This window comes from Streptomyces sp. NPDC028419 (genome assembly GCF_055565515.1).
The window spans coordinates 147,291-171,791 of sequence record NZ_JBVHUE010000003.1; the positions used below are offsets into that span (position 1 = coordinate 147,291).

Annotated in this window: 16 protein-coding genes and 2 pseudogenes; 13 read left to right on the plus strand and 5 right to left on the minus strand. The window is 73.2% G+C overall.

Annotated features, from left to right (window positions below; all coding sequences use genetic code 11):
- Positions 1-358: 358 nt before the first annotated feature.
- The 3 genes from ACZ4UB_RS05090 to ACZ4UB_RS05100 all read left to right on the plus strand — a co-directional run bounded on the left by ACZ4UB_RS05090 (position 359) and on the right by ACZ4UB_RS05100 (position 5,824).
- Entirely contained in the window at positions 359-1,396 is a 1,038-nt protein-coding gene (locus tag ACZ4UB_RS05090; protein WP_468068325.1) for a terpene synthase family protein, read from the plus strand.
- A 14-nt stretch (positions 1,397-1,410) separates the two neighbouring features.
- Complete coding sequence (locus ACZ4UB_RS05095; RefSeq protein WP_468068326.1) at positions 1,411-2,763, plus strand: cytochrome P450; 1,353 nt, start codon at positions 1,411-1,413, stop codon at positions 2,761-2,763.
- A gap of 223 nt (positions 2,764-2,986) precedes the next feature.
- Positions 2,987-5,824: an ATP-binding protein gene (locus tag ACZ4UB_RS05100; protein ID WP_468068595.1), complete on the plus strand. Its 2,838-nt coding sequence runs from the start codon at positions 2,987-2,989 to the stop codon at positions 5,822-5,824.
- 93 nt (positions 5,825-5,917) lie between these two features.
- Here the strand turns inward: ACZ4UB_RS05100 and ACZ4UB_RS05105 are convergent, their stop codons facing one another.
- The 3 genes from ACZ4UB_RS05105 to ACZ4UB_RS05115 form a co-directional block, all read right to left on the minus strand.
- Positions 5,918-7,543, minus strand: a complete 1,626-nt coding sequence (locus tag ACZ4UB_RS05105) for a carboxylesterase/lipase family protein (protein WP_468068327.1) — start codon at positions 7,541-7,543, stop codon at positions 5,918-5,920.
- Positions 7,544-7,631: 88 nt separating this feature from the next.
- The gene (gene surE, locus ACZ4UB_RS05110) at positions 7,632-8,549 is read right to left on the minus strand and encodes a 5'/3'-nucleotidase SurE (protein WP_468068329.1); all 918 of its coding nucleotides are present in this window, start codon (positions 8,547-8,549) and stop codon (positions 7,632-7,634) included.
- A 63-nt stretch (positions 8,550-8,612) separates the two neighbouring features.
- Positions 8,613-9,878, minus strand: a complete 1,266-nt coding sequence (locus ACZ4UB_RS05115) for an MFS transporter (RefSeq protein ID WP_468068330.1) — start codon at positions 9,876-9,878, stop codon at positions 8,613-8,615.
- Positions 9,879-10,524: 646 nt separating this feature from the next.
- Between ACZ4UB_RS05115 and ACZ4UB_RS05120 the strand changes: the two genes are divergently transcribed.
- The 3 genes from ACZ4UB_RS05120 to ACZ4UB_RS05130 all read left to right on the plus strand — a co-directional run bounded on the left by ACZ4UB_RS05120 (position 10,525) and on the right by ACZ4UB_RS05130 (position 14,079).
- Positions 10,525-11,256, plus strand: a complete 732-nt coding sequence (locus tag ACZ4UB_RS05120) for a phosphatase PAP2 family protein (protein ID WP_468068331.1) — start codon at positions 10,525-10,527, stop codon at positions 11,254-11,256.
- Between the two features lie 132 nt (positions 11,257-11,388).
- The gene (locus tag ACZ4UB_RS05125; protein ID WP_468068332.1) at positions 11,389-12,954 is read left to right on the plus strand and encodes a carboxylesterase/lipase family protein; all 1,566 of its coding nucleotides are present in this window, start codon (positions 11,389-11,391) and stop codon (positions 12,952-12,954) included.
- Positions 12,955-13,071: 117 nt separating this feature from the next.
- A complete protein-coding gene (locus ACZ4UB_RS05130; RefSeq protein WP_468068333.1) occupies positions 13,072-14,079 on the plus strand; it encodes a LacI family DNA-binding transcriptional regulator in 1,008 nt (335 codons plus the stop codon).
- A 13-nt stretch (positions 14,080-14,092) separates the two neighbouring features.
- Here the strand turns inward: ACZ4UB_RS05130 and ACZ4UB_RS05135 are convergent, their stop codons facing one another.
- Positions 14,093-14,893, minus strand: coding sequence for a phosphatase PAP2 family protein (locus tag ACZ4UB_RS05135; protein WP_468068334.1), 801 nt, complete (start codon positions 14,891-14,893; stop codon positions 14,093-14,095).
- A 223-nt stretch (positions 14,894-15,116) separates the two neighbouring features.
- Positions 15,117-16,076 (minus strand): alpha/beta hydrolase fold domain-containing protein, encoded by a 960-nt coding sequence (locus ACZ4UB_RS05140; RefSeq protein WP_468068335.1) that lies wholly within the window; start codon positions 16,074-16,076, stop codon positions 15,117-15,119.
- Between the two features lie 223 nt (positions 16,077-16,299).
- Here ACZ4UB_RS05140 and ACZ4UB_RS05145 point away from each other — a divergent pair, with 223 nt between their 5' ends.
- The 7 genes and pseudogenes from ACZ4UB_RS05145 to ACZ4UB_RS05175 all read left to right on the plus strand — a co-directional run bounded on the left by ACZ4UB_RS05145 (position 16,300) and on the right by ACZ4UB_RS05175 (position 24,466).
- Positions 16,300-16,809, plus strand: coding sequence for an ATP-binding protein (locus ACZ4UB_RS05145; protein WP_468068336.1), 510 nt, complete (start codon positions 16,300-16,302; stop codon positions 16,807-16,809).
- Between the two features lie 137 nt (positions 16,810-16,946).
- A pseudogene (locus tag ACZ4UB_RS05150) lies at positions 16,947-18,548 on the plus strand (AMP-binding protein); the annotation flags it as partial.
- A 126-nt stretch (positions 18,549-18,674) separates the two neighbouring features.
- Positions 18,675-19,028 (plus strand): annotated as a pseudogene (locus ACZ4UB_RS05155) (acyl-CoA thioesterase); the annotation flags it as partial.
- Entirely contained in the window at positions 19,019-21,310 is a 2,292-nt protein-coding gene (locus ACZ4UB_RS05160) for an oxidoreductase (RefSeq protein WP_468068337.1), read from the plus strand. The pseudogene ACZ4UB_RS05155 and the gene ACZ4UB_RS05160, both read left to right, overlap by 10 nt.
- A gap of 26 nt (positions 21,311-21,336) precedes the next feature.
- Positions 21,337-22,389, plus strand: a complete 1,053-nt coding sequence (locus tag ACZ4UB_RS05165; protein ID WP_468068338.1) for a carbon-nitrogen hydrolase family protein — start codon at positions 21,337-21,339, stop codon at positions 22,387-22,389.
- Positions 22,386-23,498: a cupin domain-containing protein gene (locus tag ACZ4UB_RS05170; RefSeq protein ID WP_468068340.1), complete on the plus strand. Its 1,113-nt coding sequence runs from the start codon at positions 22,386-22,388 to the stop codon at positions 23,496-23,498. Before ACZ4UB_RS05165 ends, ACZ4UB_RS05170 begins: the two co-directional genes overlap by 4 nt.
- A 50-nt stretch (positions 23,499-23,548) precedes the next feature.
- On the plus strand, positions 23,549-24,466 hold the full coding sequence (locus ACZ4UB_RS05175) for a fumarylacetoacetate hydrolase family protein (RefSeq protein ID WP_468068342.1): 918 nt from the start codon (positions 23,549-23,551) through the stop codon (positions 24,464-24,466).
- Positions 24,467-24,501: the final 35 nt, after the last annotated feature.

The window sequence follows — 24,501 nt, forward strand, 5'->3', positions numbered from 1 at the left end:
TTCGGCCACCGGACGGCTCCCCCTCGACCGTCCCTGGTCGAGCACGTGCGCGAGACCGCGCGTGCTGTGTGCATATTCGCGGTGATTATGCTTTCGACAACCGCGAAATGAATTCCAGGTACCCCCTCGTACCACATTGACAGTGCGCTCCGCCCTGAGAGTTAATTACTCTTTGGGTGGCCGGATGTGGTCGCACATGGCGGGATCAGGTCAGTCCATGACCGGTCCCTACCCTGCGGGTTGCAGTGAGCTGTCGTCACTGGCGGCGCAGGAGTAGGGGGGTGTGCAGCGTCGTGACGGCAATCGTGATCGTACATTGAGCGGGTATTGGCGAATCCGACTTTCCGTGGGGGGATCAATGACCCAGCTCGACTCATTCTCTGTTCCCGACTTTCACCTTCCGTTCGGGAACTCCAAGCATCCGCAGGCCGCCCGGGCGAATGCCGAGGCCACGGCCTGGGCCGTACAGCACGAGTTGGTCAGCAACGCGGTGGAACAGTTCGCGGGCATCGGCTTCGGCCACCTCGCGGGACGGGTCAGCGGTGAGGTCCCGTACGAGCGGGTCGTCCTGCTCGCCGAGTGGATGGCGTGGTCCTTCGTCCTCGACGACCAGCACGACCACCTCATCAGGACGGGTGAACTGGCGGCCTGGCGGCCCGTCACCGATGCGATCGCCGAGCACCTGGAGACCGGGCGCAGCGACACGGCGGCGGCCCTCGGCAATCCGTTGGTGAACGGCTTCATCGATCTGTGCGACCGCATCGTCGCCGGGATGGGCGAGGGGAACGCGGCGCGCTACCGCTCCCATGTCCCGCTCATGCTGCACTCGTTGGACCAGGAGGCCGGAAACCGCCGTACCGGCGGCCACCCTTCGGTCCAGGACTACATCCTGATGCGCCGTCACAGTTCGCAGATCCTGCCGATGATGGACATGGTCGAGGCCGGACTGGGCATCGACCTGCCCCAACACGTCCACGACCTGCCCGAGTTCCAGGACCTCACCGCCAGCGTCCTGGACATCATCTCCTGGGGCAACGACGTCTTCTCCCTGCCCAAGGAACACGCCTGCGGGGACAACAACAACCTCGTCGCCCTCATCGCGGCCCGCGAGGGCTGCTCGCTGCCGGCCGCCGTCCAGCTGGTGGAGGCTCGGATCCAGGCCCGCATCGAGGAGTACCTGGTCGCGGAGCGACGGCTGTTCCAGGTCATGGACGCCGACAGCGCCACCGATCCGTCCGTCCGCGCCGCGGTCGACCGGTACGTGCGCAGCTACGAAGACTGGATGATCGGCGCGGATCTGTGGCAGCGTTACGAGTGCACGCGGTACAGCGACGAACGGTTCGCGGCCGGGATGGAGTCTGCGTACACCCGCCCGGACCTGGTGTCCGTGGCATGACAGGGAGTGGGCCCATGACCCGGAACGAGCACGACGGCCCCGCATCCCAAGCACCCGTGGTCCCGGGGAGGTTGCCGCTCCTCGGCCACGCGCTCCAGCTGTGGCGGGAGCCGATCGCCTTCTTCGAATCCTTACGGGACCACGGCGACATCGTCCGGATCGACATCGGCACCTGGCCCGTCCACGTGCTGACCGACCCCGATCACGTCCATGCCGTACTGGTCCAGCAGGCCCAGCAGTTCGGGCGCGGCCGGATCTTCGACCGGCTCCGCCCGATGTTCGGCAACGGCATCGTGACGACCGACGGCGAGTTCCACCGCAAACAGCGCCGGATGATGCAGCCCGCCTTCCACCGCAACCACATCGCCGACTACGCGCAGGTGATGTGCCGTCAGGCCGAGGAGATGGCCACCTCGTGGACCGCGGGCCGGGAGGTCTCGATGGTCACCGAGGCCCGCCGCTACGCCCTCTCCTCGGTCGCGGAAATGATCTTCTCGGGGGAGATGAGCCGCCCCGCCGTCGCGGAGGTGCACCGCTCGCTGCCCATCGTCCTGGAGGGCATGCTCGTCCGCGCGGTCATGCCCAAGTTCCTCGACGGGCTGCCCATTCCGTACAACCGGAGGTTCGACGGCGCGGCCGCGCGCCTGCGCCGGATCATCGACGAGGTCATCGCGCGGTACGGCGACGAGCGGGGCGACCGGGAGGACCTCCTGTCCCTGCTGCTCTCCAGCGTGGACACGGAGACGGGCGAGGGGATGAGCGCCGAGCAGGTGCGGGACGAGGTGATCGCCATCATGTTCGCGGGCACGGAGACCTCGGCGACCACCCTGTCCTGGATCTTCCACGAACTGGGCCGGCACCCCGAGGTGGAGAAGCGCCTGCACGCCGAGGTCGACGCGGTCGTGGGCAACCGCCCGGTCCGCCCGGAGGACCTCCCCAGGCTGACCTACGCGCACAGCGTCTTCCAGGAGACGCTGCGCCTGCATTCGCCCCTGCTCTTCACCCGGCGTGCACTCGTCCCGCTGACCCTGGGCGGCGTCGCCATCCCCGAGGGGGCCGAACTGGCCTACAGCCCGCACGCGTTGCACCGGGATCCCGCGCTGTTCCGCGACGCCGCGCGCTTCGACCCGGACCGCTGGCACGAGGACACCGGCGAACGGCCGCGCGCCCACCGGTACCTCCCCTTCGGGGCCGGCCAGCACAAGTGCATCGGCGATTCGTTCGCGGTGGCGGAGATCCTGACCGCGGTGGCGAGCGTGGCGTCCCGGTGGCGCCTGGTCCCGGCGCCGGGAGTCACCGTCCGCGAGGTCCCCGCGGGGATCCCGCAGCCCAGCGAACTGCCCATGATCCCCGCGGCGCGACGCTGACGCCGCGGCCCGTGCGACAGCGGGCCCGGCGACAGCGGAGGGTACACGGTTGTTCTCGTACGGGTGGCGAGATACCGCAAGAATGTGCTTAAGCAGGAACAACTCACCCCATGGCCCGTACACTCGGGCGCACGCGCTGGAGGGGGCACGAGTGTCACATGTCACGGAACCACGAGGAGGGGCGGCCAAGCCCTTGCTCGAACGGGAATCCGAAGTCTTGGCGATCCACCGCGCGGTGGACGAGCTGTGCGGATCCTCGGGGCAGGGGTCGGGCCCGGCCGCCCGCCGCGGAGGCGTCCTGACCTTCGCCGGGTCGGCCGGCATAGGGAAGACCACCCTGCTGACGGAGGCCCGACGGCTGGCCTCCGAGCGCTCCTGCACCGTGCTCTTCGCACGCGGCGGCGAGCAGGAGCGGCAGGTGCCGTTCCACGTGATGCGCCAGCTCATCCAGCCGACGTTCGCCGCCATGAGCGAGGACGAACGGCGCGAGGCGCTCGGCAACTGGTACAGCATCGTCGCCCCGGCCCTCGGGCTCACCGCCGCGCCGAAGGGGCCGACGGCGCCCGACCCGCAGGGCGTGCGCGACGGCCTGGACTGGGTCGTCACGCATTTAGCGGTGCGCAGCGCCCCCGTCGTGCTGATCGTCGACGACGCGCACTGGGCGGACGCCGAGTCACTGGCGTGGCTGACCGCCTTCACGGCCCGGGCCGAGGAACTGGCCATGCTGATCATGGTGGCCTGCCGACCGGACGAGATCCCCGCCGACGCCGCGGCTTTACGCGCCCTCATGGGGCGCCAGGGCTCGCGTCCGCACGAGCTGGCGCCCCTGACCACGAGCGCGGTGGCGCGTATCGTCCGCGACGCCCTCGGTGAGGACGCGGACGACGTGTTCTGCCGCGAGTGCTGGGCGATCACGGGCGGAAACCCCTTCGAGGTCGTCGAGTTGGCCATGAAGGGCCGCGACCGCGGGCTCAAACCGCACCAGGACAGCATCCCGCAGCTGCGCGACCTGGCTTCCGCCGTCAAGGGCAGCGGCCTCATCGAACGCCTGGAACAGCTCGGGCCGTCCACCGTGCGGCTCGCCTGGGCGGCCGCCGTTCTGGGCACCGCCGTCCCGACCGACATCGTGGGTGGCGTCGCCGCGCTCGGCGAGGTGCAGGCCGCGGAGGCCATCGCCCAACTCCGCGACGCGCGCATCCTGACCGTGCTGACGAGCGTGCGGCGCAAGCAGGTGGTGGAGTTCTTCCACCCGCTCATCGCCACCGCCGTCTACCGCTCGATCCCGCCCGGTGTGCGCGTCGCCATGCACGGCATGGCCGCGACGGCCCTGGTCGACGACGGCCACGGCGCCGCTGCCGCCGCCCGTCACCTGCTGGAGATGCACCCCGAGGGCGACCCCTGGGTGGTGCAGCAGCTGCGGCAGGCCGCCCGCGACAGCTTCTCCGCGGGCGCTCCCGACGCCGCACGCCGTTACCTGGCCCGGGCACTGCGCGAACCTCCGGAGGTGGAGGACCGGGCCGAGGTGCTCTTCGAACTCGGCTCCGCGAACCTCCTGCACGACCCCGGCACCACGATCAATCAGCTCAGAGCCGCGCTGGAGGAGCCCAGGACCGAGCAGGGCCTGCGCGAGGCGATCACCTACCGGCTCGCCCAGGCGCTCGGCCACACCGGTCAGTTGGCCGAGGCGGCCGCGCTGCTCGCGGACGAGGCCCGGCGGGCCACCAGCTCGCGCACCCGGTTGCGCATGCAGGCGGAACAGTTCAAGTGGAACTCGGTCCGGGTCGACGAGGAGAACTCGCCCGCCCGTTCCCGGCTCCTCGCCCAGTTCGCCAAGCGACTCACCGGCCGCGGGCTGCCCGAGCGGCACATCCTGGGACTTCGGTCCTGGGACGCCGTCCTGCGCGGCGAGTCGGCCACCACCGCCCTGGAGTACGCCGAGCAGGCCCTCGACGGCGGTCTGAGCTGGACCGACCAGGACTTCGGTTTCGAGGTGCCGGCCGTCGTGGCGCTCACCTTGATGTACTGCGACCAGCCCGGCCGCGCCGAGGAGCTCTTCAACACCGGCATCGTCGAGTTCGAGGCGAAGGGCTGGCGCGGGGCGCACCTGTCGTTCGTCTACACGCTGCTCGGCTATGTCCACTACCGGCGCGGGCGGCTCGCCGAGGCCGAGGACTTCGTGCGCAACGGCCTGCAGATCGCCGATCGCGTCGGCCAGGGGATCCCGGCGCAGTGGTACGCGATCGGCACCCTGATCGAGACCCTGCTGGCCCGGGGGAACACCGCCGAGGCCCAGCGGGTAGCCGACGCCTACAAGCTGGCCGACGGCTGGCCTCCCGCGGTCGTCTATCCGGACCCGCAGGCCGTGTGGGGCAAGCTCCTGCTGGCCAGGGGCCGGATCGAGGAGGGCGAGCACCACCTCGTCTCGGCGGGCCGGCGGCTCGACCTGCGCGGGGCGCGCAATCCCTCGTGGAGTCCCTGGCAGCTCGACCTGGCCCTGGGGCAGGTCGCCCGCAAGCCCGAGCAGGCGCGGGCGACCGCGTCCGAGGCGCTGTCGCGCGCACGCGCCTTCGGGACCTCCAGCATGATCGGCCACGCGCTGCGGGTGGCCGCGGCGACCACCGTCGATCCCGCCCGGGCGGCCACGCTGCTCCAGGACTCGGTGGACCACCTCGAACAGTCCCCCGCGGCCTACGAACTCGCGTTCGCGCTGGTCGACCACGGCACCGCCCTGCACACGATCGGCAGCCGCCACCACGCGGCCCAGCAGCTCTACCGGGGCATGGAGACCGCCGCGGCGTGCGGGGCCGACGGGCTCGCGGCCCGGGCCCGCACGCAGCTCGCGTCGGCCGGTCTGCGGCCGCGCCGGCTGCACACCGCCGAGCAGGAGAACCTGACCGTCGCGGAGCACGCGGCGGCCCGGCACGCCGCGCACGGACTGGACAACGCCGCGATCGCCGCGGAGCTCAAGACGGACGCGCAGTCCGTCTCCGAGCTGCTCTGCGCGGCCTTCACCAAACTGGGCACCGACCGGTCGGGCCTGCGCCGCGCGCTGGGGGACTGAACCGGTCGACGGCCCCGGGGGGTGTCCGACCGATCTCCGCGGCGTAGCGGAATTCCGGTCGACACCCCCCGGGGTGTGTCCCGGGCGAACCCGTCAGAGCGGGCGGTCGGGCTGGGTCCGCCAGAAGGCGCACTGGTGGTCCGCCGCGAAGCCCGGGTCCGGCCGCGTCCCGGCCGGGCCGAGCGTCAGCACCGAGCCCGTGGGGCCGGCCGCCGGCCACGGCGTCTGGCCCCGCACCACGGGGCTCCCGTAGCGCGCGAAGGCACCCCAGTACCGCTTCATCCCGGTCGCCAGGGCGTTCTGGACCGCGGTCAGCGGCCGGTCCCCCATGGTGAAGTCGTACAGGTAGGCCAGCTCGGCGCTGTGCGCGTTCGACTCGTCCAGTCCCGGCACCTGGGCGCCCGCCAGGGTCGGGGAGTCGGGGTCGTCGAACTCGTAGGCGTAGGTGGGGACCTGACGGGCGAACAGGTCGGTGGTCCAGGCCGTCTGGCAGGCGAAGGTCGAATCCGTCTTCAGTGCCGACAGCGCCAGGTACGGGGATCCGTGGGCCGCCACCGGATAGCGGGCCAGTACCTCCGGTCCCGCCGCGCCGTAGGCGTCCAGCACCTGCCGCGCGTACTCCTGCTCCGTGAGCCGCGGCTGCGTCAGCGCCACGAAGAACCGGGCCTCCGAGCGGGTGCTGCCGATCAGCACCGGGACCTTGTTCCAGTCCCCGGCGGCGATCGCGGCGGCCGGGTCGCGCGGGAGCAGCCCGTCGCCCGATGCGGGGCCCGAGGTGGGCAGCGTACGGGCCGCGTCCACCAGCGCCGGGCCCGCGGCGGCCCGCAGGCAGGCGACGACCGCCCCGGGGTCGGCGCAGCCCGCCCGTGCGGCGAAGGCCCGCGCCTCGGAGGCGGCGCGCGCCGCGTCCGGCGTGCGCAGCAGCGTGCACGGCCCGCTCTGCAGCACGGCCCGGTGGAACAGTCCGGCCGCGGCGGGGGCGGCCAGCAGCGCGCACACCGAACCGCTGCCCGCCGACTGGCCCGAGACCGTCACGTTGCCCGGGTTCCCGCCGAACGCCGCGGCGTTCCGGCCGATCCAGCGCAGCGCCTCGATCTGGTCCATCAGGCCGAAGGAACCGGAGCGTCGCGGATCCTCCCCGGCCAGCTCGGGCAGGCCCAGGTAACCCAGCTGCCCGAGGCGGTAGTTGATGCTGATGACCACGCTGTTCGTGAGCGCGGCCATCGTGCGGCCGCCGAACTGCGTGCCGGTGCCCTGGCTGTACGCGCCCCCGTGCATCCAGAGGATCACCGGCAGCCGCTCCCCCGCCCGGGCTCCTTGCGGCCGGTACACGTCGAGGTAGAGGCAGTCCTCGCTCACGGCCAGCGGGTCCCGCAGGCCGAACGGCGAGAACTGGAGGCAGGCGGGTGCCTGCCGGTCGGCTTCGCGCACCCCGCGCCAGGGGCGCGGCCGCGCGGGAGCGCGCAGCCGGAAGTCGCCGACGGGCGCTCCGGCGTACGGCACGCCGAGGAACTCCTGCGCGCCGTCGTGCACCCGGCCGCGCAGCGCGCCCTGGGCCACGGCGACCACGGGGCGGTCCGGATCGCGCGGTGCGGCGGCGGCCGGGACCGCGAGGGCGAGCAGGGCGGCGAGGGCCGCGAGCGCGCTCAGCATCCGCGCCGTGCGGGGTAAGGGTCTTGGGGTGCTGGACCGGCTGGTCCGGGTCGCGGGATGTGGCATCCGTGCTCCTGGGTTCGAGGCCGTCCGGTGGGACGCGGGTCGCTCCCCGCGCCCCACCGGACACGGGTGGTGGGTGGCCCGGTGGGTGTTACGGGCGCAGCCCGGCCAGCAGGGACCGGGTGACGGCGAGGTCGAGGGGGCCGGTGTTCCAGTCGGCGTTGATCGGGCTGATGGCGATCCTCCCGGCGCTCACGGCTTCGACGTCGCCGCCGCGGGCCGGGGTGCGCAGGTCCACCTTCACGCCGACCTTCCAGGTGCCGTCGCCCGCATCGGTGAAGTCGGACTTCAACACCGGCTGCGGGTCCTGGAAGGTGGTCGCCACCCCGGCGGGCGTGCCCTTGCCGTCGGCGCCGATGACGGGGTGGTTGACGTTGAGGCCGACCCCCTCGGGCAGCAGGCGGCCGGAGCCGGCCCGCGCGCGCAGCCGGTCGATCAGTGCGACCGCGAAGTCGAGGGTCGGGCCCATCGCGTTGATCGTGGTCACGGGGTCGGGGGCCGCGACGCCACCGGTGCTCAGGGCGATGGCGGGTATGCCGGCCTCCAACCCGGCGACGGCGCCGCCGACCGTACCGGAGTGGGTGGCGAGGGCCGCCACGTTCGGGCCGTAGTTGGTGCCGGACACGACGAGGTCGGGGACCTTGCCCTCGAAGACTTCCGAGAGGCCGAAGGCCACCGAGTCACCGGGGGATCCGTCGACGGCCCACACCTTCGGCTCGGGGTGGCGCACCGTGATGGCCGGGGCGTTCGAGCCCTTCGTGCCGGCGCCGCTCTGGTTGGTGAGCGGCGCGACGATGGTGACGTCGTGTCCGGCGGCGGTCAGCCGCGCGAACGCCAGGCGGATGCCCGGGGCGTTGTAGCCGTCGTCATTGGTGAGCAGGATCCGCAGCGGGCGCGCGGGCCCGGCTGCCGGTCCTGCCTGTGACGCGGCGGCGGCGGGCACCGTACCGGCGAGGGCGGGTGCGCAGAGCAGCAGGGTGGCCAGCGGCAGAACACGCTTGCGTTGCACGGAACGCTCCTTGGAAGAGGGGGAGATGAGGGGATGAGGGGATGAGGGGATGAGGGGCGGGGGTCAGCGCACGCTGCGGATCGGGAGGATCGCGAGGGCGCCGATCAGCGAGAGGGCGCCGCCGACCAGGAACAGCGGGGTGTACCCGCCGAGTGCGGTGACCACGGCGGAGGCGACGAACGGGGCGATGATCTGCGGCCCGGCGTTCGCGATGTTCAGGACGCCCATGTCCCGGGCGGCGTCCTCGGCCCGCGGCAGGACCAGGGTGACGAGCGCGGTGTCGACGGCCATGAAGCAACCGAAGGCGAGCCCGTTGAGCGCGCTGAAGACGAGCATGCCGGTCCAGGTCGGGCTGACGACGGGAACGACCATCACCAGCCCGGCGAGGGCCGCCGACACCCCGACGAACACCTTTCGGCGGTTCCAGCGGTCGGAGAGCATCCCCCCGACCACCGTGGAAACGGCCATGGCGACCATGGAGACGGGGGTGAGCACGGCCATCGCGTCGGGCGGGGTCAACCCGTCGGGCAGCGCGATGTGATCGTCCAGGATGTACAGCTGGTAGCCGACGACCGAGAAGTAGCCGAGGACCATCAGGGCCCGGCCGATGAAGGCCCAGCGGAAGTCGTGGTGGCCGAGCGCGGAGAGGAACGCCCTGACCTGCGCCCCCTTGGGGGCGGGCGGGGCGTCGGCCGCGGGCGCGGCCGGGCTCGTGGTGCGCGGCAGGTCCCGGCAGAAGGCGGTGAGCAGCATCGCGGCCGCGGCGATCACCCCGCCGAAGACGAGGTACCCGGTGCGCAGGTGGTCCGCCGTCTGGGAGGCGATCAGTACGCCGGCCGTGCCGCCGATGGGCAGGCCCAGCCCCACCACGGCGGAGGCGGTGCCGCGCCGGGCGACCGCGACCCGGTCGGGGACGATCGCGGTGACGGCGGCCTGGTAGACGTTCATGGTCGCCTGGATCAGGCACCAGCCGATGCCCACGAGCAGCGCGGTGGTGACGCTGCCGAGGAAGGCCAGGCCCGCGAGCGAGCCTAGGGCGCCGCCCAGGATCCAGGGGCTACGGCGGCCGCTGCGGTCGGAGAGGGCGCCGGCGATGGGGTTGAAGGCGGTCGCGAAGATCGCGCTGATGCCGCCGACGAGGCCCAGGACGGCGACCTTGTCGTCGCCGGCGATCGCGGCGATCTGGGTGGGGAGCAGGACTGAGCCGACGCCCATGTAGACCGCCATCATGGCGGAGTTGGCGACCAGCAGGAGGAGCAGGAGTCCCCGTCTGTGGGGCGGTTCGTGATCCGCCGGTGCGGGCGGATCGATCAGCTCGTTCGTGACCATGACGACTCCTCGGGGACGGAGCGGGGAGGTGGCGTGGAGCGTGCGGAGCGCGCTCGGGGAGCGCGCTCGGGGAGCCCGCGGCGGGTGGCGCGGAGTGCCGGCGGGGTGCGTGGGGGTGCGGAGGTGCGTGGGGGTGCGGGGGTGCTGGCTCCGCGAGGGTGGGTGCGGGGCGGCGAGGCGCGGCGCGCTCGCGGTGGTCGACGCGGAGGGTCGACGCGGAGGGTTAACGCGGTGTTGTTACACGTGTCACTTCCGGCGTCTGGACACTGTGTAGCACTCCGTTCGGGGCCCCGCCAAGACCTGGTGCCGGGCAATGCGCAGATCGTGACCCGCGGCGGAAGTGCACGTGAGACACGTGTAACTGGCCGGTCACGGCCCCTGACCAGGCCGGTCGCGTCCTAAAACCCTCTTGCCCTTGTGGTGGCGGTCACGCATCCGCAATACTCCGTGCCGCAGCGCGACGCCCCGGCACGGGCCGGACCTGGACCGCCCCCTTCCGCTCCCCCGCCTCCGCTGCCCTCGACCGTCACCTCCCGCGGCTCATCCGCGACCCTGCCGCGGCCTGCCCGCGCCCGACGCCGCGCGTCCGCACGCCCGCTCACCGAGCACCCCCGCCCCCCCGCGAGTCGACCTCGAAAGGCCCGCCATGCCGCGCCCCGCCGTCCCCGTGTCACCGCCGCCCTCCCGCACCCCCGCTCCCACCCCGCCGCCCCGCCACCACCTGCCCGCGGAGCCACCCCGGCGCGCCCTCGTCGCGGGCGCGTCACTGCTCCTCGTCCCCCTGCTGACCGGATGGCTCCTGCGGGTGGACGAACGGCCTTTCTTCCAGGGCCTCGACGACGCCTGGGCCCGCGGCGCCGGGGGCTCGTCCGTAGGCGGCGCCACGGACTTCGCCCTCGCGCTCGACCGGCTCGGCGGACCGCTGGGGCTGATCCTGCCGCTGATGTTGACCGGCTGCCTGTGCGTGTACGGGCGTTGGCGCTCGGCGCTCTTCGTCCTCACCACGAACGCCCTGGCCAACGTCGCCGTCGTCATGCCCCTCAAGGCCCTCGCCGACCGCCCCCGCCCCCCGCACACCTGGGTCCTGGTGAACGACGGCTCGTACCCCTCCGGCCAGGTCTTCAGCGCGGTCGCCCTGGTCTTCGCGGTCGCGGTGGTGGCGGTCCCGCCGCGCGCGCGGCGCTGGTGGTGGCTATTCGGCACCGGGTACGCGGCGGCGATGATGTGGAGCCGCACCTGGCTGCACGCCCAATGGGCGAGCGACACCCTCGCCGGCGCCCTCGTGGGGGCGGGGTCGTGCCTGCTCCTGTGGTGCGCGTTCTCCCGTCTGCTGGCCACGGAGGCGGAGCGGACGGCGACCAACACCCTCTGGACGTGAGCACTGCGCACCGCGCCGCCCGACCCGCAGAGCGCAGAACGCATATCGCGAATGATTGACGATCGTTGATTTTCCGCCATACTCTCGACGGGTCGGTGCGCGCCCGGCGCATGGCCCAGGAAGGATCGGCTCATGGCTCACAACCCAGGCCCGGACCAGACGATGGTGGACCTGCCCGCCGGGAGGCTGCGCGGCGCGGTCGAGGACGGGCTCACCGTCTTCCGGGCCGTGCCCTACGCGGCCGCCCCGGTCGGCGAACTGCGCTGGCGGCCCGCCCGGCCGCACCCCGGGTGGAGCGGCACCCGGGACGCCACCGCGGACGGCCCCAGCGCTCCGCAGATGTACCGCGAGGGCGGCGACCCGGTCCTCGGCGGGCACGGCGCACCGCCCTTCGACGAGGACTGCCTGACCCTCAACGTCTGGACGCCCGCGGTCGACGACGCGCGCAGGCCGGTGCTCGTCTGGATCCACGGGGGCGGTTTCGTCTCCGGCTCCGGGTCGCTGCCCACCTACTCCGGCGCGACCTTCGCCCGCGACGGGGACCTCGTCGTGGTCGGCATCAACTACCGCATCGGACCGCTGGGTTACCTGCACCCCACCCCCGAGGACGGCGAGGAGTACGCGGACGGCGACGCCGGCGGCAACCACTGGCTCGGCGATCAGCTCGCCGCTCTGCGCTGGGTGCACGAGAACATCGCCTCCTTCGGCGGCGACCCGGACTCCATCACCGTCGCGGGCCAGTCGGGCGGCGCGGTGTCCACCGCCGCACTCGCCGGAGCACCCGGAGCAGCGGACCTGATCCGGCGGGTCATCCTGATGAGCCCGCCCTTCGGCCTCGACTTCCCGTCCCCCGAGGGCTCTCTGGAACGCACCGCCGCCTATCTGGAAATCGCCGGGGCCAAGAGCCTCGCCGAGGCGCGCTCGCAGGACTGGCCGGCCCTGATCACCGCAATGGGCGGGCTCTTCGCCCGGACATCGCGCTGGGGGTACTGGCCCACACCGTTCCTGCCCGTGATCGACGGGGTCACCCTCCACCGCCACCCGGCCGAGGCCCTGCTGCACGGGGCCGCGGCCGGGATCGAGGTACTGATCGGCTGGACGCGCGAGGAGGCCAACTTCGGGTTCGCCCTCGACCCGGGCCACGCGGGCGCCGACCGCGAGCAGGTGACCGCCAGGATCGCGGAGACCTTCGGTTCCGGGGCCGCCCCCGACGTGTACGCGGCGTACGAGCGCACCCGGCCCGGCGCCCGTCCCGCCGACGTCCTGATGGACCTCATCACCGACGAGCTGTTCCGGATGCCCGCCGTGCGGCTCGCCGAGGCGCGCGCCGCGGCGGGACGTCCGGTATGGGCCTACCAGTTCGACCTCCCCTCCCCCGCCCACGAAGGCCGGCTCGGCGCCGCGCACTGCCTCGAACTGCCCTTCGCCTTCGACAACTTCGAGCAGTGGGCCGGCGCCCCCTTCGTGGCCGGGCTGACTCCCGCCGTGCGCGACGGCCTCGCGCACACCATGCACCGGGCGTGGATCGCCTTCGTCCGCACCGGCGACCCGAACCACCCCGACATGCCGCACTGGAGCCCGTACGGGACGGACACCCGCACGACGATGCGCTTCGACTCGGTCGTCACCGCCCTCGACGATCTCGCCGGGGACTCCCGACGGCTGCACGAGGGCGCGCTGCGCAGGCTCACGTCGTAACGGGGCGGGCGGGCTGCCGGGGTCGGGCGGGCACGCGGCCCCCGCTCCGGTGATCTAACTCGTGTAACCTTCGAAGGGAGAGCACCGGATCGATCAAAAGGAGCGTCGAGGGACGCCATGGCCAAAGACCTTCCCGCCCCGGCCTCCCTGACCAGTGCCGACGTGGCCCGGCTCGCCGGGGTGTCGCGCGCCACCGTCTCCTTCGTGCTCAACGACACCCAGGGCCACCGCGTGAGCGCGGCCACCCGGGCGCGCGTCCTCGACGCCGCCCGACAGCTGGGTTACGTACCGCACGCCGCGGCCCGCTCGCTGCGCGCCGGGCGCAGCAACCTCGTGCTGATGCCCGCGTCGATCTCGGCCGTCGGTCGCCTGGTCAGCGACTGGGTGGACGATCTGCACAGCGAGCTCGACCGGCACGGTTACACCGCCGTCCTGCACGCGGGGCGCTTCACCGATCCCCTCGACGCCGCCCGCGCCTGGGCCGAGCTGCGCCCGGCCGCCGTCATCGCCATCGACGGGGACCGGCTGACCGCGCAGGCCGCCGACCTGCTGCACCGCGCGGGCGTGCGCGGGACGCTCGCCTTCGCCTCCCACCCCGTGCCCGGTGTGCACACCATCGGCTTCGACCACGCCCTCATCGGTGCCACCGCCGCCGAGCACCTGATCGCCCGCGGCCGGACCCGCATCGGCGTGGTCATGCCGCAGGAGCGCGGCCTCGGCACGCTCGCCGCACCTCGGCTGGCGGGCGCCGAGTCCGTCGCGGCCCGACACATGGCCACCGTGACGCCGGTCGAGCTGTCCTACACCCGCGAGTCCGCGACCGCCCTCGCCCGGCGCTGGGCCGACCTCGCGCTGGACGCCGTGTTCGCCTACAACGACGAGTACGCCGCGCTGCTGCTGCACGCGCTGCGGGCCGAGGGGATCGTCGTACCGGACGACGTGGCGGTCGTCGGCTCCGACGACCTGGTCCTCTCCTCGCTCCAGCAGCCCGCGCTGACGTCGATCCGGCTGGACCTCGTCTCGCCCGCGCGGGTCGCGGACGCCGTTCACGAGCTGATCACGACGGGGACGACGACCCCGCTACCGCCGATGAAGGCGGTACTGGTGCACCGTCAGACCTCGTAACAACCGCCGCGGGTCAGCCGGTTGCCGGTACGGGCTCGGGCTCGGGCAGCGGGTCGAGCGCGCCCGTGGCCGCCCCCCGGCGGTCCCGGACGCGGGCGGCCTCGCGCCCGAGCGCGGGGGCGCACAGCCACCAGGCCAGCAGCCCGGCCCCCGCCCCGGCGGCCGCGCCCGCGAAGGTGTCGCTGATCCAGTGGGCGTGCAGCCACGTACGGCTCCACATCATGGCCAGGGTGAAGAGCGCTCCGCCGATCCACCAGCCCCGGCGCCGCGCGGCGGGCACCAGCAGCACGCCGACGAGGACGACCAGCAGCGCGGCCCCCGCGGCGTGACCGGACGGGAAGGAGCCGTGGTCGACGCGGACCAGGGGATCGGTCGGTCGTGGCCGGTCCACCAGGTACTTGAGTCCCTGGACGACGACCATGTTGCCGAAGAGGTAGGCACCGAGCAGGAAACCCGCCGACACCCACCGTGCGCGCACGAGCAGGAGGACGAGCAGGGCGAGCGGCACGACGACGCCGGCCGGGCCGCCGAACCAGTTCAGGGCCGCCGCGGCCCAGGCGTACGGGCCCTCGTGCGGGCCGCCCATCCAGGACAGCCAGCGGTCGTCCGCGCCCTGGAAGGGCGGGGCCGCCGGATCCCGCCGGACGACGAGGCCGAGCCCCACGGGTAGGCCCAGCAGCAGGAATCCCGCGATCAGGACGCCGGGGCGGCGCCGGGAGGGTCTCCGCGGGGGCTCGGGGTCGGGAGCGGTGGCGGTGGTGGGGGCGGTGGCGGTGGCGGTGCGGGACTGACGGGTGACCGGGTTCTTGTTCATGGCTGCCTCGTTCGTCGTTCGTCGTTCGTGGTTCGTGGTTCGTCGTTCGTCGTTCGTCGTTCGTGGTTCGTCGTCGCTGTTCGTCGTTCGTGGTTCGTCGTCGCTGTTCGTCGTTCGTGCTCGTTCGCGCGTTGCTCATTGCGCGTTGCTCCGCCGAGCGGAGGGGGCGCGGCCGCTCCGGGCCGCGCCCCCTACTGCTGGGTGCTCGGTGGTGGCGGCCCGCTCAGGCGCCCGCGCCCAGGTGGCGGGCGAGGAACGCGACGCTGTCCGCGACGATCTGCGGGACGTCCGGCGAGCCCAGGAAGATGTGGTCGGCGTCTTCGACGGGCTCCAGGACGACCTCGCCCCCCACCCGCGTCAGGGCCTCGGCGAGCAACTCGCTCTGGCTGTAGGGGACCAGCCCGTCCTGCCGGCCGTGGACGAGCAGGAACGGCGGCGGGTTCGAGCCCGCGGTGACGTGCGTGACGGGGCTGGCGGCCCGCGCCAGATCCGGGCGCTCGGCGACGGGCGCACCGAGCAGGGCGACGTAGGGGTCGGGGAACTCCACCCCGGGCGCCGCCGGCAGCTCCGGCATCGGGTGCTCGGACAGGGAGACCAGGTCGGAGATGCCGTACCAGTCGACGACGGCGCGGACCGCGGTGTCCCCGGAGCCCACGCCGTGGGCGCCCTCCAGGGACTCGCCGTCCGTGCTCTGCGGGCCCACGAGGCCCGCGAGCGCGGCCAGGTGGCCGCCCGCGGACTCGCCCCAGACGCCGATCCGGTCGGGGTCGATGCCGAGGACTCCGGCGAACTTGCGGACGTAGCGGATCGCGGCCTTCACGTCGTGCAGTTGGGCCGGGAAGGGGGCCTCCAGGCTGTGCCGGTAGTCGATGGAGACCAGCGCGAGTCCGGCTCCCAGTACCGATCCGTGCAGCAGGGCGGCCGGCACGGTCGGCGGCGGGTAGCGGCGGTCGCCGTCCATCCAGCCGCCGCCGTGGATCCAGACGACCGCAGGGAAGGGACCCTCGCCCGCCGGCACCTGGACGTCGAGCAGGCGCGGGCGGTATCCGGGCGTGGTGGCGTAGGTGATCCCGTCGTGGCGGCGGATCCCGTGCTCGTCCGTGACGGGCGGGACGGGCGCCTGGTAGGGCGGGGGCGGCCAGGCCATGTCGGGCATGTCGGCTGCGGGGGGAGCTTGCGTCATTGCGGCCCTTCCAATTCTGCGCGGCCTCGGCACGGGCAAGGCTTCGTAACGTATGTCCGAATTGCTTGCGCGAGGTACCCGCGAGGCTTAACGTGTTACACGTGTAATCACGACTCTAGCGACGCATTTCCGCTGACCACAAGCCTTCGAGCCGGGTGACTTCCTCACCCGTTACACGAGCCGCAGCGCGGGCGGCGTCGCCTTCCCCTCCAGGGAGCACGCCATGCTCGCCGCCACCTCCCCCGCCCCGCCCCCCGCCACGACCGCGACCCCGAGCCCGAGCCCGAGCCCGACCGCGAGCGCGACCCGCCGGGTGCGCGCCTACGCCCGCTGGGCCGTCGAGCCGACCGCGGCGGTGGTCCCGCTGATCCGGTCGCGGGTCCGGGCCGTGCTCGACGGCTGGCCGGTCACCGCCGAGATCGCGGACGTCCTCCTGCTGGCGGTCAGCGAGCTCACCGGCAACGTCGTCCTGCACGCCGCCGCCACGCGCCGCATGCGGGTCGGGGTGACCCTGCGCGCGGGCTGGCTCCACCTGGAGGTCACCGACGGGGCTCCCGCGGCGCCCCGGCCACCACTGCCGCGCTCCGAGACGGATCCGGACGCGGAGTCGGGGCGGGGCCTGCTGATCGTCCAGCTCATGGCCGCCGAGGCGGGTGGCGAACTCAGCTTCACAGCAGGCGAGTTCGGCAACCGCGCCAAGGTCCGCGTACCGGCCCGCACGCCGGCCACCTGAGGTCGACCGGGGGGGGCCAGGACGGCGGCCTCGGCGAGGCGCTCGCGCATCGAAATATCGCGAACAATTGACGATCGCCAAAATATCGAGATACTTGCCCCATCTCCCCCGCTGCTCCCTGATTGAGGTGCCGCCCCATGGAGCTCTCCCCCTCGGCACATGCCGATTCCTTCTGTCGCGACCGGCTGCCACCCGCTGCCCTCTGGCCCCGACTCCACTTCGACCTCCCGGAGTTGAGCTATCCGGACCGACTCAACTGCGCCCACGCCCTGCTCGACGAAGCCGTCGAGCGCTGGGGCCCCGACCGCCCCTGCCTGCTCACCCCGACCGAGCGCTGGACCTACGGCGACCTCCTGCGCCGCGCCAACCAGGTCGCCCAGGTGCTCACCGAGGACCTGGGCCTGGTGCCCGGCAACCGCGTCCTGCTCCGCGGACCCAACAATCCGTGGCTCGTCGCCGCCTGGTTCGGCGTCCTGAAGGCGGGCGGGGTGGCCGTCACCACCGTGCCGCTGCTGCGCGCCGCCGAACTCACCGAGCTGTGCGGGATCAGCCGGCCCGCGATCGCCCTCTGCGACCACCGCCACCTCGAAGAACTCCGATCGGCCGCCGATCGCGCCACCCTCCGGGTGATCGCGTACGGCGGCTCCGGCGACGACGACCTCACGGCCCGCTGCGCCGCCAAGGACGGCGACTTCGACACCGTGCGGACGGCCGCGGACGACGTCGCCCTGATCGCCTTCACCTCCGGTACGACCGGGCGGCCCAAGGCCACCCTGCACTTCCACCGCGACGTCCTCGCCAACGCGGACACGTTCTCCCGGCACGTGCTGCGCCCCGAGCCCGAGGACGTGTTCACCGGCACGCCGCCCCTCGCCTTCACCTTCGGCCTCGGCGGACTGGTGGTCTTCCCGATGCGGGTCGGGGCCTCGACCCTGCTGATCGAGCGGGCGACGCCCGGGCAGCTGGCCGAGCTCGTCGCCGAGCACGGAGTCAGCGTCCTGTTCACCGCACCGACCGCCTACCGCGCGATCCTCACCGACGGCGCGGCCGACCGCCTGGCGGGGCTGCGCCGCTGCGTGTCGGCCGGCGAGCCGCTGCCCGCCGCCGTGTGGGAGGAGTTCCGCGCCGCCACCGGGCTGCGCATCATCGACGGCATCGGCGCCACCGAGATGCTGCACGTGTTCATCTCCGCCGCCGACGGGGACATCCGCCCCGGATCGACGGGCAGGCCCGTCCCCGGCTACCGCGCGGCCGTGGTCGACGAGAACGGCGACCCCGTCCCCGACGGGCAGCCCGGCCTGCTCGCCGTCACCGGCCCCACCGGCTGCCGCTACCTCGACGACCCGCGCCAGTCCACCTACGTCCGCGGCGGCTGGAACATCACCGGTGACACCTACACGCGCGACGCCGACGGCTACTTCTGGTACGTCGCCCGCAGCGACGACATGATCGTCTCCTCCGGCTACAACATCGCCGGGCCCGAGGTCGAGAAGGCCCTCGCCGACCATCCGTACGTCGCCGACTGCGGTGTGGTCGGGGCCCCCGACGAGCGGCGCGGGATGCTCGTCAAGGCGTACGTGGTGCTGCGCGCCGGGGTCGTGGCCGGTGACGCCACCGTCCGGGAACTCCAGGACCACGTCAAGGCGACCATCGCCCCCTTCAAGTACCCGCGCGCCGTGGAGTTCGTCGACGAGCTCCCGCGCACCGAGACCGGCAAGCTCCGGCGCGGCCAACTCAGGCTGCTGGCCCGGGAGTCGGTCGATCCCGCGCCCCCGACCCTGCCCAGCGTCGTCATCGAGCGACGCGTCGAGTGGCCCGACACCGACGCGGCCGGTCACTACCACCACTCCACCGTCGTGCGCTGGGTCGAGGCGGCCGAGGCGGTGCTGCTGCGGCGCCTGGGCCTGGCCCACCTGTTCGGGAGCACGCCCCGCGTCCGCTTCGAGGCCGACTACCGGGCCCGGCTCTGGTTCGGCGAGGCCGTGCGGACCGAGCTGCGCGTCACCGAGGTGGGCAACAGCTCCCTGCACTACGCCTTCACCGTCCACGGGGAGGAGGGCGCGCGGGCCGCGAGCGGCCGCATGGTCGTCGCCCACTCCGCCGCCCGGGCCACCGGGTCCACCCCCTGGCCCGCCGAGGTCCGCGCGGTCCTCACCACGGCGGGCCCGCAGGCCCCCGAACTGTTCGAGAACACCCGAGGAGGCGCCCCGTGCGCGTAGCCGTCATCGGAGGCGGGCCCGGCGGCCTGTACTTCGCCGCCCTGGCCAAGCAGTTGTCCCCCCAGTGGGAGATCACCGTCTGGGAGCGGGGCTCCCCCGAGGACACCTTCGGTTTCGGGGTCGTCTTCTCCGACGAGACCCTCGACGGCATCGCGCAGGCCGACCCGGTCGTGTACGCCGCGATGTCCGCCGAGTTCGCCCGCTGGAGCGACATCGACGTACGCCGCCGCGGCACGACCCTCACCTCCGGCGGCCACGGCTTCGCCGCCCTGGGCCGCCGCCGGCTGCTGGGCATCCTCCAGGACCGGTGCGCCGCCCTGGAGGTCGACGTCCGCTACCGCACACCGGCCCCGCCGCCGGAGCGACTGGCCGCCGCGTACGACCTGGTGGTCGCCTGCGACGGCGTACGGTCGGCCACGCGCGCCGCCTACGCCGACACCTTCGCCCCCGACCTCGACGAGCGCTCCGGCCGCTACATGTGGCTCGGTACCGACAAGGTCTTCGAGGCCTTCACCTTCATCGTCGAGGAGCGGGACTTCGGGACCCTGCAGGTGCACGCCTATCCGTACGACGACACCCGCTCCACCTTCATCGTCGAGATGGACGAGGCGGCGTGGCGGCGCGGCGGTTTCGACCGCTCCGACGGCCTCGACCTGCCGCCGGGCGCGAGCGACGAGGAGGGCATCCGCCGGTGCGAGGAGATCCTCGCCGCCCATCTGGACGGGCACCGGCTGCTGCCCAACAACTCCAAGTGGCTGCGCTTCACCACCGTGCGCAACCGCACCTGGCGGCACGGCAACACGGTGCTGCTCGGGGACGCCGCGCACACCGCGCACTTCTCGATCGGCTCGGGCACCAAGCTCGCCATGGAGGACGCGCTCGCCCTGGCCGCCTGTCTGCACGAACACCCGGACGTGCCGGGCGCGTTGGCGGCGTACGAGGAGGAGCGCAGGCCCGTCGTGGAGTCGACCCAGCGGGCGGCCCAGGCCAGCCTCGAATGGTTCGAGCACCTGGACCGGTACACCGACCAGGACCCGCACCAGTTCGCCTTCAACCTGCTGACCCGCAGCCGGCGCGTCACCTACGACGGCCTGCGCGCGCGGGACGAGGGCTTCACCACGGCCGTCAACGCCTCCGCCCCGGTGCCGCCGATGTTCCGACCGTTCGCGCTGGGCGGTCTGCGGCTGCGCAACCGGATCGTGGCGGCGCCCGTCGCACTGTCGACGGCCCGCGACGGGGTGCCGGGCGACTTCGACCTGGTCCACCTCGCCACGCAGGCCCTCGGCGGACCGGCCCTGGTGCTGGCCGGGATGACCGCGGTCAGCCCGGCGGGCCGCACCGACGCCGGCTGCCCCGGGCTGTGGACCGACGAGCAGGAGGCCGCCTGGCGGCGGATCACCGACTTCGTCCACGGCCAGTCGGACGCCTGCCTGGGCATCCAGCTCACCCACGCCGGCCGCCGCGCCGCCGACGGCTCACCGCTGGCGGCGTCCCCGCTGGCCTGGGACGAGCACGGTCCGGTGCCACGGGAGGCGACCCGGGCGGACATGGACCTGATCGTGCGGGACTTCGTGCGGGCGGCCGAGCGCGCCGACCGGGCCGGCTTCGACGCGTTGGAACTGCAATACGGCCACGGCCACTTGATGTCCGGTTTCCTGTCACCGCTGACCAACCGGCGCACCGACGCGTACGGCGCGGGTCCGGCCGGGCGACTGCGCTTCCCGCTCGAAGTGCTGGGCGCGGTACGGGCGGTGTGGCCCGCCGGGAAGGCGCTGCTGGTGCGGATCTCGGCGACCGACTGGGCGGCGGGCGGCCTCGACGAGGCCGGGGCCGTGGAGATCGCCCGGGCCCTCGGGGCGGCGGGCGCGGACGGGATCGACGTCTCGACCGGTGAGGTCGTGCCCCACGAGCGACCCCGCTTCGGCCGCAGCTACCAGACGCCGTACGCCGATCTGATCCGCAACGCCACCGGGCTGGCGACCATCGCCGTGGGCGCGATCTCCACCTACGACGACGTGAACTCGGTGATCCTGGCCGGTCGGGCCGACCTGTGCGCCCTCGGCCGCGCCCAGCTCCACGACCCGCTGTGGACCTTGCACGCCGCCGCGGCCCAGGGCTACCGCGGGTCCGCGGCGCCCTGGGCCCGGTCCTGGGCCGCCGGCAGCGGCCGGCCGCCCGCGGCCCGTACCGACAGGGTGCCGCCCCGCCTGGAACTGCTGCGGCGGGCCGCCGCGCCGGTGCACCAGCGCTGGCGCCCCCTCGTCCCCGCACCCGCCCGCTGACCGCCTGCCGACCGCCAGGAGATCCCGTGGAGACCCCACCCGCGTACGACCCGCCCGCGTACGACCCGCCGCCGTACGACCTGCCCCGCTTCACGGCGGCCGCCGTCCAGGCGTCCCCGGTCTACCTCGACCCCGGCGCCACCGTCGACAAGGCGGTCGCCCTGATCGCCGAGGCCGCCGGGAACGGCGCCACGCTCGTCGTCTTCCCCGAGGTGTTCGTCCCCGGATACCCGTACTGGAACTGGACCATGAACCCGGTACAGGGCTCGCCCTGGTTCGAGCGCCTGCACCGGGCCTCCGTGGACGTCCCCGGCCCCCACGTCGACACCCTGCGCGCGGCCGCCCGCCAGTACGGCGTCGTCCTGGTCATCGGGATCAACGAGCGCGGTCGAAACAGCCTCGGCGTCCTGTACAACACCCTGTTGACCATCGGGCCGGACGGCGAACTCCTGGGCGTGCACCGCAAGTTGGTGCCGACCTGGGCCGAGAAGCTCACCTGGACCGGGGGCGACGGCAGCTCGCTGCGCGTCCACCGGACCCCGGTGGGCCCGCTCGGCGCCCTCGCCTGCGGCGAGAACACCAACACGCTGGCCCGGTTCGCCCTCCTCGCGCAGGGCGAACTCGTCCACGCCTCCTGCTACATCGCCCTGCCCGTGGCGCCCGCCGACTACGACATGGCCGAGGCCATCGCCGTACGGACGGCCGCCCACAGCTTCGAGGGCAAGGTCTTCTCGGTCGTGGCCTGCTCCACCGTCTCCCCGGAGATCATCGATCTCCTCGCGGGGGACGACGAGGAGCTGCGGGCCCTTTTCGGCCGTCCGCGCAGCGCGCTGTCCGGCATCTTCGGCCCCGACGGGCGCCCGGTCACGCCGCCGTTGGTGGACGACGAGGGCATCGTCTACGCGGAGATCGACCTGGGCCGGTGCATCCAGCCCAAGCAGATGCACGACATCACCGGTCACTACAACCGCTTCGACGTATTCCACCTAGAGGTCGACAACCGCCCCCGCACGCCGGTGACCTTCGCCGCACCCCTTTCCGGTCCCCGGACGACGGCCCTTCCCGAGGAGGACGCATGACCCCCGAACAGGACGACACCGCGCTCGGCCGCGCACGGGTCCTCGACACCCCCGAACTCACCGCCTACTACGCCGAGCTCGCGGCGCGCGAGGCGGGCGCGCTGTGGACGGTCGCCAATGACATCGAACCCTGGTACCCGCAGCCCAAGTCCGTTCCGGTGCTGTGGCGTTACGAGGAGCTGCGCCCGCTCGTCCACAAGGCGCTCGCCCTGGTCGAGGCGGACGACGCGGGCCGCCGCGTGGTCATGCTGGTCAACCCCGGCCGCAGGGACGTCAGTGCGGCGGCCGGGCTGCTCTACACGGGCCTGCAGATCATGGGCCCGGGCGAGGCCATGACGGCCCACCGCCACCAAGCCGCCGCGCTGCGCTTCGTCCACGAGGGCACCGGCGCGTGGACGATCGTCGACGGGCAGAAGCTGAAGGTCGGGCCGCGCGACTTCGCGATCACCCCGAACGGCACCTGGCACGAGCACGGCAACGACGCGGACGACGCCCCGGTCATCTGGCAGGACGGGCTGGACATCCCGCTGGTCAACGCCCTCGACGCCGGTTTCTACGAGGTCCACCCCGAGCTGTACCAGAAGCCCGGGAAGGTGATCAACTCCTCCGTCCTGACCTACGCGGCGAACCTGCTCCCGCAGGGCGTCGAGCGCTGGACCCGGCCCTACTCCCCCCTGCTCGCCTACCCGTGGGAGGCGACGTACGAGGCGCTGCTCGGCCTGGCCCGGGCCACCGAGGGGTCCCCCTACGACGGGATCATCGCCGAGTACACCAACCCGGTCACCGGCGGATCGGTGATGCCCACCATGGGCGCGCACATGCAGCTGCTGCGGCCGGGCCAGGCCACGCTGGCCCACCGCCACACCGGATCGGTGATCTACACGGTGGCCAAGGGGCGCGGCGTCTCGGTGATCGCCGGGCAGCGCTTCGCCTGGCAGGAGGGCGACATCTTCTGCGTGCCGTCCTGGGCCTGGCACGAGCACCACAACCTCGACCCGGCCGAGGACGCGTGCCTCTTCTCCTTCAACGACTTCCCGGTCATGCGCTCACTCGGATTCCACCGCGAGGAGTCCTACACGGACCACGACGGCCACCAGCCGACCCCCTGACCGCGCACAGCGTCCCGCACCCCTGACCCTCCCCGACTTCTGGAGCCACCATGCGACTACTGACCTTCACCACCGGGTCCCCCGCCGGCGGGCCCGTCGACCCCGCGCCGCGCCTGGGCGCGGAGCGCGACGGCTTCGTGCACGACCTCGCCGCCCTGGCCGACCACGCGGGCGTCCGGATCCCGCCCGACCTGCTCTCGCTCGTCCAGGCCGGGCCCGCCGCCCTGGACGCCGTCCGCGCCCTCCTGGGCGGTGCGCTGCCCGGGCACGCCGTCCACCGGCTCGAAGACGTCCGGCTCCGCGCCCCGCACCGGCCCGGGAAGATCATCGGGGTCGGGCTCAACTACGTGGAACACGTGGCGGAATCCAGCCGCAGCCTGGACACGGACAAGGAACTCCCGCCGCGTCCGGTCCTGTTCAGCAAGCCCGCCACCGCCGTCACCGGGCCCGGAGCCCCGGTGCTGCACAACGGCGACCTCACCGCCCAGTTGGACTGGGAGTGCGAACTCGCCGTGGTCATCGGCCGCACCGCCTTCCGGGTGAGCGAGGAGGAGGCGTACGAGCACGTCTTCGGGTACAGCATCGTGAACGACATCAGCGCCCGCGACCAGCGCCGCTCGGGCCAGTGGTTCTTCTCCAAGGGCCAGGACTCCTACGCCCCCTTCGGACCGGTCGTGGTCACGGCCGACGAGATCCCCGACCCGATGTCGCTGGACCTCGGCCTGCGCGTCAACGGCGTCACCAAGCAGCGGTCCAACACCCGCCACATGCTGTTCCCGATCGCCCGGCTGATCGCCGACATCAGCTCCGGCGTGACCCTGGAGCCGGGCGACGTGATCGCCACCGGCTCCCCCTCGGGCGTCGGGGCCGGCATGGTCCCGCCCGAGTTCCTGGTGCCGGGCGACACCGTCGAGGCCACCGTCGAGCGCATCGGCACCCTCACCAACCCCGTCGTGGACGCCCGTTGACCTCCCCGCCGCGCACGCCCGCGGCGCCCGTCGCC